This is a genomic window from Vibrio sp. 1180_3 (assembly GCF_029478545.1).
Classification (GTDB): domain Bacteria; phylum Pseudomonadota; class Gammaproteobacteria; order Enterobacterales; family Vibrionaceae; genus Vibrio; species Vibrio aestuarianus.
Genome location: NZ_SJFM01000024.1, coordinates 33,510 through 52,962, shown reverse-complemented (window position 1 = coordinate 52,962; position 19,453 = coordinate 33,510). Strand labels below are relative to the sequence as shown.

At 43.3% G+C, this 19,453-nt stretch carries 18 protein-coding genes; 3 read left to right on the top strand and 15 right to left on the bottom strand.

The features are described 5' to 3' along the window. Positions 1–17 precede the first annotated feature (17 nt). The 6 genes from EYW48_RS14705 to EYW48_RS14680 all read right to left on the bottom strand — a co-directional run bounded on the left by EYW48_RS14705 (position 18) and on the right by EYW48_RS14680 (position 5,222). Entirely contained in the window at positions 18–644 is a 627-nt protein-coding gene (locus EYW48_RS14705) for a LysE family translocator (RefSeq protein WP_277432600.1), read from the bottom strand. Between the two features lie 66 nt (positions 645–710). Beyond that, complete coding sequence (locus EYW48_RS14700) at positions 711–2,366, bottom strand: SgrR family transcriptional regulator (RefSeq protein ID WP_277432599.1); 1,656 nt, start codon at positions 2,364–2,366, stop codon at positions 711–713. A gap of 596 nt (positions 2,367–2,962) precedes the next feature. Further along, entirely contained in the window at positions 2,963–3,403 is a 441-nt protein-coding gene (locus tag EYW48_RS14695; protein ID WP_072610185.1) for a ribonuclease HI, read from the bottom strand. 82 nt (positions 3,404–3,485) lie between these two features. Next, positions 3,486–3,686, bottom strand: a complete 201-nt coding sequence (locus EYW48_RS14690; protein ID WP_039437545.1) for an AlpA family transcriptional regulator — start codon at positions 3,684–3,686, stop codon at positions 3,486–3,488. Between the two features lie 67 nt (positions 3,687–3,753). Continuing rightward, complete coding sequence (locus tag EYW48_RS14685; protein ID WP_277432598.1) at positions 3,754–4,353, bottom strand: inovirus Gp2 family protein; 600 nt, start codon at positions 4,351–4,353, stop codon at positions 3,754–3,756. A 233-nt stretch (positions 4,354–4,586) separates the two neighbouring features. After that, entirely contained in the window at positions 4,587–5,222 is a 636-nt protein-coding gene (locus EYW48_RS14680; protein ID WP_277432597.1) for an inovirus Gp2 family protein, read from the bottom strand. Between the two features lie 428 nt (positions 5,223–5,650). On the opposite strand from EYW48_RS14680, the gene EYW48_RS14675 reads away from it, so the two are divergent. Continuing rightward, positions 5,651–6,580, top strand: coding sequence for a hypothetical protein (locus EYW48_RS14675; RefSeq protein WP_277432596.1), 930 nt, complete (start codon positions 5,651–5,653; stop codon positions 6,578–6,580). A gap of 66 nt (positions 6,581–6,646) precedes the next feature. Here the strand turns inward: EYW48_RS14675 and EYW48_RS14670 are convergent, their stop codons facing one another. The 4 genes from EYW48_RS14670 to fabR all read right to left on the bottom strand — a co-directional run bounded on the left by EYW48_RS14670 (position 6,647) and on the right by fabR (position 10,333). After that, the gene (locus EYW48_RS14670) at positions 6,647–7,906 is read right to left on the bottom strand and encodes a site-specific integrase (protein ID WP_194566572.1); all 1,260 of its coding nucleotides are present in this window, start codon (positions 7,904–7,906) and stop codon (positions 6,647–6,649) included. Between the two features lie 403 nt (positions 7,907–8,309). Next, positions 8,310–8,876 (bottom strand): YSC84-related protein, encoded by a 567-nt coding sequence (locus EYW48_RS14665; RefSeq protein WP_168523726.1) that lies wholly within the window; start codon positions 8,874–8,876, stop codon positions 8,310–8,312. A 438-nt stretch (positions 8,877–9,314) separates the two neighbouring features. Then, positions 9,315–9,692, bottom strand: a complete 378-nt coding sequence (locus EYW48_RS14660) for a YijD family membrane protein (RefSeq protein WP_171980623.1) — start codon at positions 9,690–9,692, stop codon at positions 9,315–9,317. After that, positions 9,692–10,333, bottom strand: a complete 642-nt coding sequence (fabR, locus tag EYW48_RS14655) for an HTH-type transcriptional repressor FabR (protein WP_053311443.1) — start codon at positions 10,331–10,333, stop codon at positions 9,692–9,694. Before fabR ends, EYW48_RS14660 begins: the two co-directional genes overlap by 1 nt. A gap of 283 nt (positions 10,334–10,616) precedes the next feature. On the opposite strand from fabR, the gene sthA reads away from it, so the two are divergent. Further along, positions 10,617–12,017, top strand: a complete 1,401-nt coding sequence (gene sthA / locus EYW48_RS14650) for a Si-specific NAD(P)(+) transhydrogenase (RefSeq protein ID WP_053311442.1) — start codon at positions 10,617–10,619, stop codon at positions 12,015–12,017. Between the two features lie 122 nt (positions 12,018–12,139). Here the strand turns inward: sthA and dinF are convergent, their stop codons facing one another. The 3 genes from dinF to lexA form a co-directional block, all read right to left on the bottom strand. Beyond that, positions 12,140–13,483, bottom strand: a complete 1,344-nt coding sequence (dinF, locus tag EYW48_RS14645) for an MATE family efflux transporter DinF (RefSeq protein WP_261915925.1) — start codon at positions 13,481–13,483, stop codon at positions 12,140–12,142. A gap of 89 nt (positions 13,484–13,572) precedes the next feature. Further along, positions 13,573–14,388 (bottom strand): class I SAM-dependent methyltransferase, encoded by an 816-nt coding sequence (locus tag EYW48_RS14640; RefSeq protein WP_277432595.1) that lies wholly within the window; start codon positions 14,386–14,388, stop codon positions 13,573–13,575. A gap of 99 nt (positions 14,389–14,487) precedes the next feature. Next, the gene (lexA, locus tag EYW48_RS14635; RefSeq protein ID WP_171980620.1) at positions 14,488–15,105 is read right to left on the bottom strand and encodes a transcriptional repressor LexA; all 618 of its coding nucleotides are present in this window, start codon (positions 15,103–15,105) and stop codon (positions 14,488–14,490) included. A 327-nt stretch (positions 15,106–15,432) separates the two neighbouring features. Between lexA and plsB the strand changes: the two genes are divergently transcribed. Beyond that, on the top strand, positions 15,433–17,859 hold the full coding sequence (gene plsB, locus EYW48_RS14630) for a glycerol-3-phosphate 1-O-acyltransferase PlsB (RefSeq protein WP_277432594.1): 2,427 nt from the start codon (positions 15,433–15,435) through the stop codon (positions 17,857–17,859). 66 nt (positions 17,860–17,925) lie between these two features. Here the strand turns inward: plsB and ubiA are convergent, their stop codons facing one another. After that, positions 17,926–18,780, bottom strand: coding sequence for a 4-hydroxybenzoate octaprenyltransferase (ubiA, locus tag EYW48_RS14625; protein WP_277432593.1), 855 nt, complete (start codon positions 18,778–18,780; stop codon positions 17,926–17,928). After that, complete coding sequence (locus EYW48_RS14620) at positions 18,780–19,331, bottom strand: chorismate lyase (RefSeq protein WP_171375477.1); 552 nt, start codon at positions 19,329–19,331, stop codon at positions 18,780–18,782. The genes ubiA and EYW48_RS14620 overlap by 1 nt, the downstream gene beginning before the upstream one ends. Between the last annotated feature and the right edge of the window lie 122 nt (positions 19,332–19,453).

The following is a 19,453-nucleotide window of genomic DNA, read 5'->3' as shown; positions in this document are numbered from 1 at the left end:
GCGGTTCTCAGTCGAGATTAAGTGGGTTCTTTAACTGCTAGAATACCTGCGGCTCCCAGCAGTAAAGCACCACTTCCTCTTGTCACAGCGGTAAGAGATAGTCGGCTCGCATCAACAATCCGTCTGGCCGAAAACGCATAAAACATCACTAAACTGAAATCAAGCAACGCCATGGTTGGGCACATCACTAATAGTTGAGGGAATACGGGTAAGTCGGGGTTGATGAATTGCGGAAAAAAAGCCGAAAAGAATAGGATGGCTTTGGGATTGCCAGCCGCGACTAAAAAGCCAGAGTAAAACAACTTTTTGTTTGAGGCCTGTAAATCTGATTCGTTGAGGTTTAAGTACTCAACTTGTGCCGGTTTAGCGAGGAGCATTTTTAGCCCCATGTAAACCAAGGTGATCACACCAAAGACTTTGATGACAGTAAATGCCATTACCGAATTGGCAAGAATGGCACCTAAACCCAAGGCGACTAACACCATTTGAATAAAGTTAGCTGAGATGTCCCCAAGGGCGGTATAAAGCACGCGTTTATGCCCATACTTCAGTGCATGTGCAATACCTAAAAATATGCTAGGCCCCGGTGTCGCGGTAAGAATGAGCGATGCCGCGACAAAGCCGAGCCAAAGGTTAAAATCCATTTTCTATCCTTAATTTTCCGTTAAACACTTCAAAAAATCGCCACTGACACACTATCATACCAGCGATTACTCCAACCACATATTGACCAAAGACATGACACCCATATTGTTGGTTTCGGTGCCATACAAATTGTCCGCGCGAGTGACGGTGAAATGATTGCGCCACAGAGGACAATAATAATAGTTCTGGATAAGCCAATCCTCCGCTCGATACAGCTTGTGCAGAAACTCCTCACTGTCGTTACTTTCCTGCATGAGCATATCAATAAAGGTTAATAGGCTTTGTTTTCCTCGTTCAGACAAACATAGACTAAACACATTGCCACAAAGTAGCCATTCGTAATACTGGAACGTCAGGTCGTCGCCAAATACGTAACAGTCGTAGGAGACATCAACAGCCACATCTTGAGACTGTCCTTGAAGACATACCTGCCAAATAACCCCTTTTTGAGACAACGCATCAAGCAAAGGTTGCAACTCCCTCATATGACTGTCTATCACTTCAATGACCACCGGACGAGATGGCAGTTTCATGTCGTGATTGAACAAGTGAAACCCCTTATCTTGATGGCAATCCATCACGCTGTTCGCTGCTCTTTTTTGGCTATCAAGTGTAAAGCGGCGGCTATGATGAACAAGCCAAGCTCTTTCTTGAGCGGACAAGGCGTTTGCATGATGATGAAACTGCAAAACAGTACACCCACTGCGATCGACTTTTTGTGGTTGAGCGGGTTGAGATTCGCAATAGAGCAGTTCTGCCACGTGCATAGGCGTTTGAGGTCGGGCATCGCTACACCAAAACTCTACTCGTTCAATATGGCCACCAAAGCCAAAATAGTGGTTGTTACGAACCAAACTCCAATACTGTTTTTCCAGACTTTCGACCCGATATGCTCCACATCCGATAGGTTTTGATGCCTGATAATCAAAAATCGCACTGTGCGAATCGGCTAATAAATGAAGCAAAACGGGGTCAGATTGACGCATAGAGAAAATGACCCACTGCTTATCTATGTCAATTCGCTCGACATGGCGAAATAGAATTTGATATGGGTGCGGCGTGTTGAGACGCATCTCGATATTTTTTTTGACCAGCTCCGGTGTCAGCGCTTCTCCATTGTGCATCATGATGTCATTACGGATGCGAAGACGAATTTGCTTGTCACTGTAATGAAATTGGTGTGCGATGTGAGGCGCAATATCATTTTGAACGGGGTCATAACGCACTAAGGTGTCGAACACGCTTTCGATCAATAAAATAGAACGAGCGGACTGTGCCAAATGTGGACGCCATTCAGGCAGCATATATGGCACTAAATACATTAAAGTGTTCTGCTTTTTCAGCTCCTGTTGTGCGTCCCCTAACCAGAGAGGCAAATGATCTTGAAATAGGCGGACTTCGCCAAATTGAGTGGCTAGCCGAAATGCATGGTTCATTCTGCCAGACCGAGCCATTTGCTCTAACTGAGTCAGCAGTGAGGCCTCAAAGCTTTTAAGTAGTGTCAGTTTAGAGCGGTGGCCACGTCCCTGACCCGACGCCCAATGGATAAGCCCAAAGCTTTCAAATGAAGCCATTAACTTGCTCACGTACCTTTCTGAACAGACCAAAACTTCAGCAAGGGAAGCAATATCAACATCATAAGTTTCATTGCGAGAAAAATGTTTCTCGAGTTGCTTTAAGCGTTGTAGATGACTCGTGGACAACAACTGAGAACCTACCATGTCAACCTCAAAATTATCTTCATTAGAAACGACGGCTCACTCTGTGACTTGGCGACATAACATAAAATAGTGTGTTTATGATCTCGCAGGCCGAGATTAATAGATATGGACTATCTGGCCGACTATGAATCCCACCAAGAAAACTATACCAGACAAACGAGGACGGCTTTGAGCTTGTATCACTGTCATCGTTTGAGGTGGTTCCGGTAAGTACTGTTTCGCGTTTAAAGTATAGAAGGTGTAGTCTAATGGATTCATGGTTCACTCACACAGTTGGGATCATGTCGCTATTATCAGGTAACAAACCCGAAGTAATAACGTTCTCTTTAATGTGAATAGTTCACCTTTTAATTAATAAAGGAAGGCTCTATTTTTCATCTGCCACCAAACCAACTAATTCAACAAACACGTAGAGGCAGATCAATCCCAGTCACATTCAATATTAGCAACCAACGCTACACCGATTAATCTTCAGGTATATATTATCTATAAAAACGCTTAACGCTACCCTAAGGACGAATTACCATTATAGGGATAAAGCAAGAATACGACCGCACAGCCTGCTAGCGGTCTGCTAACAAACTGTGCACATAGCCTTAATCAGCCTCTGCCGCTTCAACGGCTAACAAGTCTGCCATGTCGTTACCTTTATCTCCTGAATGGGCTTTGACCTTAAACACCTCAACGTATTTCTTTGAACGTAATTCGTCGATTTGTTGCCATAGATGTCGGTTCTTTACTGGCTTCTTGTCTGACTTACGCCAACCTCTCTCTTTCCAGTTATCTAACCAATCGTTGTAGCCCTTTACACAGAAGTCACTGTCTGAGTAGATGGCGTCACCATCCTGCGCATACTCTAAACCTTCGACTAATGCCATTAGCTCTAATTCGGCATTGGTGGTTTTACGCTTAATGGTGATGCTATCTTGATGCTCTAGTTCACCCTGCTCATTAAAAGCTGCGATACCAATCCCACCTTGTCTGCATCCGTGTTGATTATTTGGTGCCGCGCCGTCTACGTAAATTGAATAACTCATTTTTTATCTCTCTCTAATTGCAAAAAGGGCGCATGACTTTGCTTAGCCAGCGCCCCGTTGATGGTGTGATTTAATGTTTGTGTTACTGAAAGGATTCTTGGTTGTCTCGCATACTCAGACGCGATTCCATCCATTCCTCGATTTCACTTTCTACCCAAGCCACCGCTCGCCCACCGAGTGGTACACTCTTAGGAAAGTCAGTTTCATCTGCCATGAACTTGTAGATAGTTGAACGGCCTAGCCCTGTAATCGCCATTACGTCTTTGAGTCGTAGAAATCTCATTGGGAATCGTCTCCTGCTTTGTATATACCCATGAGATAAGCCGCCCCTGTAAAAAAATGCAGTCGGTCTACTCCAAGCTAGAGCCAAAGCAGTAACGCTTTTCTTCCCACGCTTCAGCAAGGCTGCTCATACGGTGAAAAAGCGTGTTCTTTATGTTGGCGTCTTTGCTACGACAACGAGTCCCCCCCCCATAATTGCCTCGGTCATTGAAAAACACCAATGAACGCGCTTCTCCGCTGTAGTGCTTTTCTATCGCTTCTTGCCAAGCCCCTTTAAGATGCTCCACCAATTCATTGCGCTTGTCCCAACAAATAGCGGAACCAAAGTGCTGGCTATAGTCAGTAAACAGCATCACTCGATAGTTGTGTGATGGCACCTTGTCTTCCCGCTTACGCCATACATAGAACAGAGAATCCGTATCAAGCTTTTCTTTAAGCAGATTAAAGTAATCGTTGAGGATACTGAGGTCGGTATCTTGATGGTCTTCTGGCAAGAACAAGTCCAAACGTGTGGCGAGAGCGATGTCAAAATGACTGAGTGCCTGTTCAAAGACATCGACCATAGAGGTCAGTGCTGACTCGTATAACCCCTTGTCGCTGTAATACAGCGGGTAATCTTCAAAAGTTCTATCTAGAGTAATGCTTGGGAGGTGGGTTCTATTTGACATGAGTAATACCTTTTCGTGTGTGAATGACATAGGTATTACTCACGTTGTATTTTTTAAGGTAAGTCGTGACAGCAACCAAAACTCATACTGCGAATATCGGCGTGTTTGGTGATGGTTAGGTGATCAGGCGCTTCAGAGCGACTGTGAACTACATTGAGTGGCTTAATCATTTTAGTTCCTATGGTTTGTTGTTCACCCCACAGGGACTGTGACTACCGTTACTTTTAAGCTGACTAACTACTAGTGCCAAAGTTTCTCGCGTTTCCCTCATAAATCTTTGAGTAAGGTTTAGCGAAATAGCAAACTCTTTTGAATAACTCATTCTTCGAGCTCTGAACATCAGATGAGTTAAGATTCAAGTAGTACACACCATTCTTGCAGAAATGGACTAGTGCAGGTTTATCCTGTTTGATAGCACTACACCAAGCTTGCTTCATTAGAGCCGCTAGACCCCCTTCTGATGCACCTACGTCACCGAGTCGATGATAGATGTCTTTATTCAAGAAAATAGCCACATGGTAGTGATACTGCTTAGAGGTATTCTTCTCTTTTGCCCAGATGTAACTGGTCTTGTTCTTTAAACCCCTTCCCCAGCTTTTCTCTTTACGTTTTATATCTACGTCCAATTTGGCATTTAGGGATTTGAAGAATCGGGTGATGACTTTCGAATCTGCATCATCGAAATCTTCGGGTAAGTGTAGGTCTATCCGAAACACGGATAGCCTAGGGTGATACTTCAATGCTTTCTCTATCAATTGAGAAATCTTGTAGAGGTGAAACTTGCGATAGAAGAATCGTTGCTTTCGTTTCGTTGGTTGAGGTAGGTCGTAGTTGTTGAATTTGTCTTCAGATGTGTACTGGTGATTCATGGTGTTGTTATCCCTATTCGTGTGTCTCTCATACACACAGGGAGTAACGTTAATTTTAGTAGTTGGTAGTTATGTATATTACCTATACCAACACGCTTCATATCAGTGTGATGAGATAACAGTGTCACAAACCACACCTCCAGCAATTTTTTCCCTTCTTTATCCTCACTAACCTGTATTTTTTCATTGAATTAGAGTGTCATTCGAACAACTTGATTACTCGAACTTTATGCAGCAAGTAAAAATAGGTAAAATCCATAGAAAAAAGACCAACATCATGCACTAAAAACTAGCTGTTGCTGGTAAAAATGGACGACATCAACAAAAATACAGGAACTTTTTTACTACGAAAATAAATCATAAAAACACTCAATATAGACATAGTAAAACATACTTAATTTCATCATTTATTCGTACGGAAAAACATCGTGAGCAAGAAGAGCATATTTGAAGAAAAATTAGCGGAGAGAGGACTCTTTCGAGTCAATAACGTGCGTTATTTGAAGTACTACCTGTTCTATATTTCTCAAAACACAGACATCTCATACAGCGTAGAAAGCGAAGATAAAGAAGAGTTACAACGAAAGATCAATATGGCAATCAACAACGTGCATACGAAAATTGATAGCCAAATAGAAAAGATGAATGAGCAAGCAATAAAGCACTTATTGCCTAACCGTTCCTTTCGTTGGATCGAAAAAAATGAAGATAGAATGGTCTACTTTGTTTGGTCAATGTTGAGGTTTTTTTCAACAAGAACCGACGATTTAGATGACCAAGAACGAGCATTTAGTTACGAATTTGCCGTACGCTACTGCTTACGGCACTTACATGATGAAGAAAGAAATCCATATCATATTTCAGGATTAAATAAGTTACCGCTTAACAGTGCTGAAGCATTGGAACTTGTCTATGATTTTTTTGACCAATGGGATGCAAAAGCCTCTGCGAAAGAAAATCTCATGAGCATTTTAAAAGAGAAATGGCGCTACATAAGTCATCACTTGAATCCAAACTACAGCTGGATAGAACCAAAAAACAAAGCACAGAACATATGGATTTATAACTACATCAAATCCAAGCTGGAATTTCTACCACACTTGATACAACCCGTGTCAGCAACGCAGTATTACAATAGCAACATTGCCTTACTCGACACCTTATTCACATGTGATCAAGATAAAATACCCAACCCAAATAGACGAAGAAATAAAAGGAAAAGTTCATCGAATGCTGAAAGTTCATCTCGTAGCGAAGAACGGTTCATAACCAGTAATGACGTTATGTATAAGATGATGAAGGCTTGGAAGCAAAAGCAGTTTAGAGAAAAGACCGGACGCGCATCAGCTAAATCTTAATCAAGCAATACCGCTCTTACTCTATGCATAAAGAGCGGTTAATCTGACCGTAAAGCAAAGACTAAATTAGGCCATCTTAGCTGAAGGTAATGGGTGGACGTTCGCTTCCATTAGCGATTGCAACTTGTTCCCCCATGCCTCCAGAACCTTCAACTGCTCATCAATATAATCGTGATGGTTATAGACTCTGAGCATACCTGGAAGCTGGTGGCCGACTGTTTTTTCAATCGCTACGATATCTAACCCCATTTCACTACAACGGCTGATAAAGGTACGACGCAAGTCATGAGGTGAAAAGCGCTCAAAATCGGTAGGTAGATTACGTTTGATCAATGCCCGTACTGCCGCAGGTTCTTGCACTTTATCGACCATTAGCTGGGGCCATACCAATTTCCACTTACTTGGCACACTGTCACGCTGCTCTTTTAGAAGTGCAAACAAGTAGCCACTCAAAGGTACTTTACGTGCATCTTGGCTTTTAGTGTGTCGCTCTTCTGAGCTGGCTGGTAATAGCCAAATTCCCTCATCAAAATCTAATTCACTCCAACGCATTTCCAGTACGGCACTGATACGCTGTCCACAACCAAGTAGGAACTGCATTAAACGGATGTTCGAGGGATCTGTACGCCATGACGGCATACTCGTTAACAGAATCTTTAACTCTGAAAAGCTTAAATTACGTTTTGTGACTTTAGAGCCGCCACCAACGTCTTTTGCTTTCAGTTGTGGTGCAGGATGAGTATCGAGCATATTTAGTGCTAGGGCATGGTTAATCACTTGATTGATAATTTTATGGCAAACACCAATAGCCCCTGCCATACGCTTACCATCTTTATCAACCTTCGCATCAAAGACCCTATTGAGATCATATATGCTTAAATCTGCCAATTTGATGTTACCGAGAATTGGCTTGATATCTCGATTGTAAATGGTCCTAGACTGGTCACCCCGTAGCTGTTTTGATAGCCGTTTCTCATCGAAGCTAATAAACGCATCATCAAAGGTCTTCGCTTCATCTTGCGCTCGTTTCTCTATATCCAGTTCAACCTTTGGGTTCTTACCATTCTCCAACCAACTTCGATAACGGCCAGCTTCCTTTCGCGCCTGATCCAATGTCATCCCGCGCTCTGGTTTGATCTTAATGTATCGACCCATAGAGATTTTTTCGTGTTTCTTCCCTACTTGAAAACGAAAGATCCAAGTCATTGTGCCTGTTGGACGAACTCGAATGTTCAATCCTTCGACCTTCTTATCGGGGATCGAGTATTCCTTATCCTGTGGCTTCAATGCTTGCAACGTTGCATTGGTACTGATTCGTTTCGTCATCGTTGGAAAACCTCTGTATTTCTGGGTACGGCTCTGGGTACGGCCTGGGGTACGGGAAACATCGAGTTTCTATTGTACGGCTTTGGACTTCACCGGACAACAGGATCATAAAAACATATAAAAATCATGACTTTATTATTTAAAAATATAACTCTGTAGACTTTGATGGATTAAAGCTTCGATTTACCCACCATATGGAAGCAGGTGTGCTTCTAGAGCGTATTAAATAAGGGATTAAAAGGTTTTAGTTCTGAGGGGCTTAGGGTACGGGAACACCTGAAATGCTGAATTGCAATAATGGGATTTGATATGATCACCACCAGCACTGCTCGTAGCTGGTGTGTAGATAATAGCGAAAGAGATAAGGCAATGGTCGTTCGACCATTGCCCAATTAGATAGTGATCACTTAGCTTTGAAGCTGTACTTTTGACCCGCAATTGATGCTTCATACATCAAGCCACCTTTACCCATGGTGACAACTGCCATGCCGTTGTTGTAAGTGATGCCTGCTTGGTTGGAGTTTTCTGATGAAGAACCTGCGTTAGCGGAAGAGCCTGAAGTTCCGGCTTGGGCTTGTGCACTGGCAGTGATGGCGATAGCAGAAGCGCCCGCAGAAAATTCAAAGTTACCGCTGGTAAAATTGTCAAGTGCCGCCTGATTTTCAAAAAAGATGATTTGACTATACGCTTGACCACCGAGCTGTAAACCGATTGAAAGCTGTGACATCTTCGTCTCACCAATAGATTGACCATTTACAAACACCCGCCCCTTGCCATGCGCTCCACCGATCCCAATACCGCCTTTACCTATGGTTGGAAAAACCGCATAAGCACGAGCAGTAGAAAACATCTGCGCAGTTTCTGGGGCAGACTTGAAATTAGCGACGGTATCGCTGTAGTCATCAGCCAACGCTTGAGTGGAAGTTAAGGTTGCGAAAATCGCCATAATAGAGAATAGTTTACGGAACATAGTATTGACCCTCAAAAAAAGATAGGAAAAGCGGACTGCCAATAAGAAATGTTAGTTTTTATCATTGGTTAGTAAGTTTAAATAGCCCTGTTCTCACTACAAATAATACTGCTATTTTAACCCGAGATAGACTGTTCAGCTACTGGTTAATTGCCGACCCAAACACGCCAGATATGTGTGACTGACTGAGGATACCAACACGACAAATGTTATTTGCATTGCACTCGAATAGTAGCATCACAACTATCGATGCCAACGCTATCCATCAATCCTCCTAACCAAACAAAGAGCACTAGCATAATGACAGAAATGAGCATCACCACCCATGGTAAGGAACACATCAAGATCCTGACCAATTCGTAACAACGGTCAACACTACGACTCGGCTATTGCTCTTTAGTGTTGCGTTATTGATTTCTATCACAACATTTTAAAACACTATTCAACTCGTGGCTTACCAACGAAGCCTAATTTTTTCCCAACCCACAGCAACAGTAATAACGACACTAAAATAGCGAAGAAATTTGAGCCAGCATCCGGATACTGGGCTTTAATAAATGCAGAGTGGCCAAATGCGCCGACAAAGAAACACGCTAGCCCCACCAAAGGAATATCTTCAGCAACAGGATTTCGCAAGTATTCTTGATAAAGAGCCTGTACGGAAAGCACTAAGGCAATCACAGGGAAAATGGAAAAGGAAACGTCACTCATTGTTATCCAAGACAACAAAGCGTCACCACAAATACCTGCAACGACAGCCAGTACTAGTGTCTTTCTTTCTGATCCACGGTTGCTCATGCTGTTTTCATTCGACATTACTCTATCCCGCCTTTTAGTCGATTACGTTCACGTTCTTTGCGATACCAATACGCCCCTTTGGCTAGCATTCGCAACTGCATGATCAAACGTTCAGCGAGCTCATCTCGCTCACGTCGATCTAAATCTAATGCTTCAGCACCAGAGCTAAACACCAAAGTAACCGATGATTCAGCTTGAGTAAATGCCTCTTCTCGGCTCATGCCTGTCGTCATTAAATACTCGGTTAATTCGGCAGAAAAGTGCTGTATTTCTCGTGCCACCGCGGCACGAAATTCAAAAGAGGTTCCCGAACGCTCACGCAGTAATAAGCGAAAAACGTTAGGGCTGCTTTCGATAAATTCCATGAAGGTTTCTACCGAAGTACGGATAACACTGCCTTCTTTGACAATGCGTTGACGAGCTTGGCGCATTAATTGGCGTAATAACAATCCACCTTCGTCAACCATGGTTAAGCCTAACTCATCCATGTCTTTAAAGTGTCGATAAAAAGAGGTTGGCGCAATACCCGCTTCACGTGCGACTTCTCGCAAACTTAAGTTCGAAAAACTACGATCAGCGCTAAGCTGACTGAATGCCGCATCAATTAATGAACGACGTGTCTTTTCTTTTTGTAATGCGCGGATTCCCATTGATTTCATATGAGTCGGTTCTCTTTTAATCTCTGAGGCATACTATAACGTGATTAAGAGTGTTGTCTAAGCGACAAAACTGACCTCTTTGAAGGAAGTGACAAATTACACGGCAACATGAACAATTTTCAACCACTTCCAAAGAAATAAGCGAAAGTCACACCATAAAATAACGTTTTTATATAATCCGCGTGATCCTCTCCACTCTCTCACTGCAACATCATTTACCACACTCCAAGATCAGTTAAAATCTCGCTACAGCAATGTTAAATAAATACAACAAGGAATAGATATGGCTAACATGAACCACTTTGATGTCATTGTCATTGGCAGCGGCCCTGGCGGTGAAGGGGCTGCAATGGGATTAACCAAAGCCGGGTTGAATGTCGCCATTATCGAAAAAGAGAGCAGTGTCGGTGGAGGCTGTACGCATTGGGGGACAATCCCATCCAAAGCTTTACGCCACGCGGTGAGTCGTATTATTGAATTTAACAGCAATCCCCTATTTTGTGCCAATAACACCAGTTTACACGCCACTTTTTCTGACATTTTAGGTCACGCAAAAACCGTTATTGATAAACAAACTCGCTTGCGCCAAGGCTTCTATGATCGCAATGAATGTACCTTGATTTTCGGCACAGCAAAATTCACGGGGAGTAATACCGTTTCAGTCACGCAAAGCGATGGCACTATCGAGCACTATACGGCAGATAAATTTGTCATCGCCACCGGTTCGCGCCCTTATCGACCTGCGGATGTTGATTTCAACCATGAACGCGTTTACGACAGCGATTCTATCCTTTCTCTTAAACATGACCCTCGCCACATCATCATTTACGGTGCTGGTGTTATCGGTTGTGAATACGCTTCGATTTTCCGTGGATTAGGTGTCAAAACCGACCTAATTAACACCCGTGATCGCCTATTGTCGTTTCTGGATAACGAAACCTCCGATGCTTTGTCATACCACTTTTGGAACAGTGGTGTTGTGATTCGTAATGATGAAACGTATGAAAAAGTAGAAGGCACTGAAGACGGAGTCATTATTCACCTTCAGTCTGGCAAAAAAATGAAAGCCGATTGTCTGCTTTACGCTAATGGACGTACTGGTAATACCGATAAATTAAACTTGGCCGCCGTCGGTTTAAGTGCCGATTCACGGGGCCAGCTTGCCATTAATAGCAATTACCAAACAACGGTTGAACATGTTTATGCGGTGGGTGATGTGATTGGCTACCCAAGCTTAGCAAGTGCTGCGTATGATCAAGGGCGCTTTGTTGCTCAAGCGATTACTCAAGGGCAAGCGCAAGGGCACCTCATTGATGACATTCCTACCGGGATTTACACCATTCCAGAAATTAGCTCTGTTGGGAAAACAGAACAAGAGCTAACCGCGGCCAAAATTCCATATGAAGTAGGCCGATCTTCTTTTAAACACCTAGCTCGCGCGCAGATCGCAGGAAAAGACATCGGAAGTTTGAAAATTCTCTTCCACCGCGAAACCAAAGAAATTTTAGGTATTCACTGCTTTGGTGAGCGTGCCGCTGAGATCATCCACATCGGCCAAGCCATTATGGAGCAAAAAGGCGAAGCGAATACTATCGAATATTTCGTTAATACTACCTTCAACTACCCAACTATGGCTGAAGCCTATCGTGTGGCGGCGTTGAATGGGCTTAACCGCCTATTCTGAATTAGCGGTGTGTGGAATGTAATTAGCATGGATGAAACGTAGTAAGTATCAATGTGCAGCAATGCACATTGATATACGCAACTAAAAGAGCTTAAGCGATTGATGAGATGATCTTGCTGCGGCTAGTGCAAAAATTCACCACGTCGCCATTGAGAAAGCAATACAATACCAAGTCCAATACCTCGCATTGCCATAAAGCTAAGCATCGCAAGCCATAGTGCATGGTTGTCTAAAAATGAGAATGTGTAGAACACTCCAAAGAAACAACACATAGCAACAAACATACTATTGCGCATCTCTTTACCTTTGGTTGCACCAATAAAAATACCGTCTAGCAAGAAACACCACATCGCCGTTAATGGCATCGCCACCAGCCATGGTAAATAACGCTGAGCTTCTAACTGCACACTGTTAATATCAGTGATCAAAGTGATCAATTGCGATCCCGCAACGGTAAAAGCGATAGTTAATAGCAAGCAAATGATCGCACTCCAAAAGAAGCTCCCGATGATAGCCCCTTTGAGTTGTTGCTCGCTCTTCGCGCCAATAGCTTTGCCAACCATGGCTTCCATCGCGTAGGCAAAACCATCCATACCGTAAGAAATTATCATCAAAAAGCTCATTAACACTGCGTTTGCCGCGACGGTTTGGTCACCAAAAGCAGCTCCTTGAAAGGTCATAAAGCTAAACGCTGCTTGCAGGCAAAGTGAACGCAAGAAGATATCTCGATTCAATTTTACAAAACGCGCGATACCATGAGTTGCGGTCGACAATAATGTAAAAGGTGAAGGCAGTTTTTGAGCAACCCAATAGCGCCAGACACAAAATAGCCCAAAGCTCATACCGGCATAATCGGCAATTACAGATGCCAACGCCGCCCCTTCAACTTTCCAATCTAAGCCGATGACAAAGACAATATCAAGTACGATATTAGTTAGGTTGGTAATAATCACCATCCACATCGGGGCTTTGGCATTTTGCGTACCGAGCAACCAACCTAACAACACAAAATTGGCTAAGGCCGCAGGTGCGCTCCACGCACGGATCAAAAAATATTGTAAACCGTAATGCTTAACTTCATCACTGGCGCTACTGAACGAAAAAATGGCCTCACCCAACACGCGGTGTAATAACAAAAATAGCAAAGCAAAGACCAATGCCATCAGTAAACCTTGAATGAAAACTAACGCTAGTTGCTTTGAACTTTGTGCACCATACGCTTGAGCTGTTAAGCCGGTGGTCGACATACGTAGGAAACCCAGCAACCAAAATGCCACGCTGATCATGGTACTGCCAAGCGCCACACCACCTAAATACCAAGCGTGTTCAAGATGGCCAATAACAGCGGCATCCACCAAACCTAAGAGCGGAATAGTAATGTTGGAAAGCACCATCGGAATGGCGAGCAATAATACCTGCTGGTGCACAGCACGATTAGACAAAGTCTGGAGAATAGATTGCGACACGTTGACCTCTCTCAATAGAAAGCAAAGTGTAACTGAGCCGTAAAGTGGCGGCTAGATCTTACTCAGGAAGGAGAGCCGTATTACTCAATTTACCAATGGATATGAACCAAAACAGGGGTCAAACGTTGTTTTGAGACAATCACTTTGCTCAACCAACGTTGCCACCATTTCCAACGTCCACAATGACTGTCTAATGGAGAATATGTTTTGACTGATTCAGCCCAGGGTAAACAATTAAATATTGCCTCACTCGGTATACGAAAACCGTGCTGATAGTAGCCTGAACCCATACTTTGTCCCAGAGCTGAGGCTGTTTTATCGCCAGCTAACATCAAACAAGCACTCGCATGAGAAAAATACAAACCTAATGCACGAATGAAACGTGTTAGCTGATGTGCATTACAATCTAATAACGCATGTTCGCATACAATCAGTACTGGTGCAGAATCCGTAATGGTTAACGTATCTAACCATTGCAAATCATCAACACTACCGCACACATGTTGGTAACGTTCACTATGATGAAACAGTTTTTGTCGCCACAATAAATTTTCGGTTATATCCAGCTCAACCCACTGACAACGTCCATTGTCGACCCGATAAAAACGCGTATCTAACCCCGCCCCAACATTAATGATGACCCCATCGGGGTGACGCTCAATAAACGCTCGAACCTGCTGGTCACATAATTGGGTTAACGTAGCGTGCAGTAACTGTTTTTGGTCAATATTACCTGATAAGCACTCAGGTGCTAACTGGCAGCGCTGACAAGCCGTTGCAGCAATGGGATCATAAACCAAACCATTATCAACCAAGCTTTCACGGCTACGAAACCATAATGGCTGAACTAAATTGGTAGGTATCTGGTAACGTTTTAAAGCCGAAGGTTTAGGTGGCATCATCATCTTCCTTGAATATCAGCAAAGAAGATGATAATGAATATCAATTGCAAAATCAATTTATTGAGAATTAATCTCAATACATCCAATACGATTAAGATTGGGTTACATCCAGTCGGTGTTACGAATGATTCCAACTGCAATGCCTTCAATCGTTAATTGTTGCGCATTTAAATCAACTTCAATCGGTGAAAACTCTTGGTTTTCAGCATGCAGTAAAACCGTTGAACCTTTACGCTCAAGTCGTTTCACCGTGACATCATCTTCTACACGCGCGACTACCACCTGACCATTACGCACGTCTTGCGTTTTATGAACTGCGAGCAAGTCACCATCCATAATGCCGATGTCTTTCATACTTTCACCATGAACGCGCAATAAAAAGTCAGCTTGCGGTCGAAACATACTAGGGTCAACTTGATAATGAGCTTCAACGTGCTCTTCGGCCAAAATCGGCTCACCAGCAGCGACTCGACCAATTAAAGGTAAACCGGTTTCTTCATTAGCCGCTTCAAGCAGAATGCGGATACCGCGTGATGCACCGGGAATAATTTCAATGACTTGCTTACGAGCCAATGCTTTTAGATGTTCTTCTGCTGCATTGGCAGAACGAAAACCAAGCTCTCGTGCAATTTCGGCACGGGTTGGTGGCATTCCTGTCTCATCAATTTTGCTACGGATAAGATCAAATACTTGTTGTTGGCGTGGCGTTAACGGCTTCATGAGTCACCTGTCTGTTTATACAGTTAACTGTGAGTATATCCAGTAATATGATAAATGGAAGAGTAAGTGTTTATTTTTTAGCTATTTGTAGAAATTGGGCAAGTTGTTGACTCCGTGTTTTTCCGTTCTGCTCATCCCACATCGAGCGAAATGATGTTTTACTAATCAATAAAAATTAAAAGGTTTGACCAGTTTCTGGTATTCTTGCCGTTCAAAAATAGTTAGCTGCTTAGGCGTATATCAATTTTTCTTGTTTCTTATTGTTTTTACTTGGGAAATTGAAATGCGTTTAGGTTTATTGAAATATTCTTGAGGCTATGAACCTTTATGTCTTCTGGACAATCATTCTCACGTTCATTACTAAAACTGCCATTATCAGTTTTGGTCAAAGGCACGGCGATTCCTTCAAATCCAATTGAAGATCACGGCATCGATGTTAATAAGCCCATTGTATACGCCTTACCTTTTCGCTCTAGTGTTGATTTACTTACACTTCAAACTCACGCGAAACAGCTCGGACTGCCTGATCCTTTACAACCACTTGAGTTAAACGGCAAAAGCTTTCAACGTTATGTCTTTATTTCTGCACGTCCAACATTAGTACAGAATGATCAACACATCCCAAGTGACTCGATTACGCTCTTTTCTGAACTGCTTGAAATGCATCAATTTGATACAGAATTAGATGTGCAAGTGATCCCTGCGACAGTACTTTGGGGACGCAAGCCAGGTAAGGAAGGTCAAGAAAAGCCTTACCTACAAGCCATGAATGGCTTACAAAAAGCGCAAGCCGTCATCTTAGCCGGGCGCGACTGTATGGTGCGTTTCAGCCCAGTAGTTTCTATACGTTATATGGCAGATGCCCACGGTACCGATGCCTCCATTGCGCACAAATTGGCGCGAGTGGCTCGCATTCACTTTTCTCGTCAAAAACTAGCCGCTTCCGGTCCAAACTTACCGAATCGCCAGGCATTATTTAACCGCTTGATAAAATCACAAGCGATTGAAAAAGCGATTGAAGATCAAGCCAAAGCACAAAATATCTCTATCGAAAAAGCGCGTAAAGAAGCGCATGACATTATGGATGAGATTGCGGCTGATTTTTCTTACTCACTGGTAAAAAAAGGCGATCGGATTTTAGGCTGGTTGTGGAACCGCATTTATCAAGGCTTAAACATTAACAATGCTGCTACCGTTCGCCGCCTTGCACAAGATGGACACGAAATCGTATACGTTCCTTGTCACCGTAGTCATATGGATTACCTACTGCTTTCTTATGTTCTATACCATGAAGGCATGGTGCCTCCGCATATTGCAGCCGGTATTAACCTCAATTTCTTTCCTGCAGGGCCTATTTTCCGTCGTGGCGGGGCATTCTTTATTCGCCGTAGCTTTAAAGGCAATAAACTCTACTCAACTATTTTCCGCGAATATTTGGCAGAGTTATTTGCTAAAGGCTACTCGGTAGAATATTTCAGCGAAGGTGGTCGCTCGCGTACTGGGCGCTTATTACCGGCGAAAACTGGCATGCTTGCTATGACAATTCAAGCAATGTTGCGAGGCCTTAACCGACCAGTCACACTGGTGCCAGTATACATTGGCTATGAACATGTTATGGAAGTCAGTACGTATGCCAAAGAGCTACGTGGCAAACGTAAAGAAAAAGAGAACGCCGGGCTTGTTCTACGTACTATTCGCAAACTGCGTAATTTCGGACAAGGTTATGTCAACTTTGGTGAGCCAATTCAGCTCAATCAATACTTGAACGAGCAAGCGCCGGAATGGACGCAAGATATAGACCCTATGGGCTCAACGAAACCGCAATGGATGAACCCGGTAGTCAACCAACTTGCGACCAAAATGATGACACACATTAATGATGCGGCCGCTGCGAATGCACTAACGCTCTGTGCAACCGCTCTGCTCGCTTCACGGCAAAGTGCTCTCTCGCGTGATAACTTAATCAAACAGATCGACTGCTATTTATCGCTACTCAATAATGTGCGCTATTCAGAAACCTGTACCGTACCTAAAGCGAGCGCAGAAGAGTTGGTTAAACACGCAGAATCACTCGATAAATTTGTGATTGAAACCGACACCATGGGCGAAATCATTTCGCTGGATCGCAACCAGTCAATTTTGATGACCTACTATCGCAATAACATTATCCATCTGTTTGCGATCCCATCAATGATTGCACAAATGTTGATTCGCCAACAAAGTTTGTCATTGGATCAAATCAAAGCCAATGTGGCACTGGTTTATCCATTCTTAAAACAAGAGCTGTTCTTAAGTTACACACAAGATCAACTAGCCGATGTGGTCAGCGATTATATTGATGAGCTCCAACGCCAACAATTAGTCAATCTAAACGATGACGGTATGGTCACCATCAACCAAGCAAAAACTCAAGTTTTGATGCTGCTAGGCCGTACCATTGCAGAAACACTGCAACGCTACGCGATTTCGTTGAACCTATTGGTTGCAAACCCAGACTTAGGCAAATCAGATTTAGAGCAGAAAAGCCAAGAAATTGCTCAGCGTCTTGGTCGCTTACACGGCATCAACGCACCAGAGTTCTTCGATAAAGGGGTTTTCTCTGCAATGTTTGTCACGCTAAAAGAACAAGGTTATTTAGAGCTTGATGGCAACTGTAACCGCGAACCGACCACACAGCTTGCACGCTTACTCTATTCGATGCTCTATCCTGAAATTCGCTTAACCATTCAAGAAAGCGTCTGCCAAGTCGACTAAAGGCAAGAAACCACAAAGGCATCATGATGATGCCTTTGTTTTACCTACCCTGTGGAAATCACACCTCTACCAAAAGGCGATTAGCAGACCCAAGGTTAATACCATGCCAACATGGTTATTATTCAAAAATGCATCAAAACATAAATCACGATCACGATGACGGATTAAACGTTGCTGATAAACAAACAGCGCTGCCGCCGCAAGTACACACCAGTAGAAACTTGCCCCTAGGTGATAATACCAGCCCAATGCAATCATCATCACTAACACTAGCAATTGTAAAATACCGATGATCATCTTATCAAAACGACCAAACAAAATGGCCGTTGATTTAATGCCAATTTTGATATCATCGTCGCGGTCAACCATGGCGTACTGTGTGTCGTATGCCACTGTCCATACCGCATTAATCATAAAAACAAACCACATCACCATCGGCAATTCATTCGCTTGTGCTGCCCATGCCATGGGAATCGACCAGCTAAATGCCAAGGCTAAAACTAACTGTGGAAGATGGGTATAACGCTTCATAAAAGGGTACACAAACGCTAATACTATCCCAGCAAATGAAAGCTGAATCGTCAGCGGATTCATGGTCAGTACTAGCAAAAACGAGGTCACGCCTAGTACCAAAAATAGGATAATCGCCTCTTTAGTGCTGACGATCCCTGCGGGTAGTGGCCGCTGTTTGGTTCGTTTGACATGCCCATCCACTTTACGATCGGCAAAGTCGTTGATCACGCATCCAGCCGAGCGCATCAACAAAACTCCCAGCACAAAAACCACTAACACATGAAGATCCGGCACTCCTTGCGCAGCAATAATCAATGCCCACAACGTCGGCCAGAGCAGCAATAATGAACCAATTGGACGGTCCATTCGCATTAACTGCCAATAAGCACGGGCCTTAACTAAGGTCATTAGACTCTCTCCTTAGAGTAAATAGGGCAAGACGGTAAAAACAGTTCCGCCACTAACATCGGTTTGTGGTTCATCCATAATCGAGAACGGCGCGCGAGAAATTGCCCCTCAGCCGTTTTAGCCCACCCGACTTGTAATGCATCACGCTTAACGTTTTCAGCGCTAAAAACCGTCAGCCCAAGAGGAATTTTACCTTGACGAGTTAAATCATATTGCTGACCAAGCATGGAAGATTGTGGAATCAAGGTTCGACCCACTACCCATGGTTCGCTATCACCACACAATACCACCTTGCGTAACAAGCATTCTTCTTTCGATAACAAAGCAATTTCATCATGTTGCAAACGTTCTGCTTTTACTATTTTATTGTGCAGTAGCTCGACACCCAATTGCTGGCAATGCTTTTCTAAAACACGAGATAATGAGCCTTGCTCCAAAAGCCAAGACTGAGAAACCTGATCTGGGAAGCAAAAATCGTCAGGTTGCTGCCAAATTACTTCACGTAAAGCAGACAGATAGAGCGAAATTGATTGATTCATACTAGTATTCAATTAGTGGCTTTATCAACATACAATAAAGATCCATTTTGGAGTTAAAATAACCACAGAAAACGCGCTCTCTCAGAAATACTGATTAGGTTAGAAATCAGAAACCCATCCATAAAAAAATGACT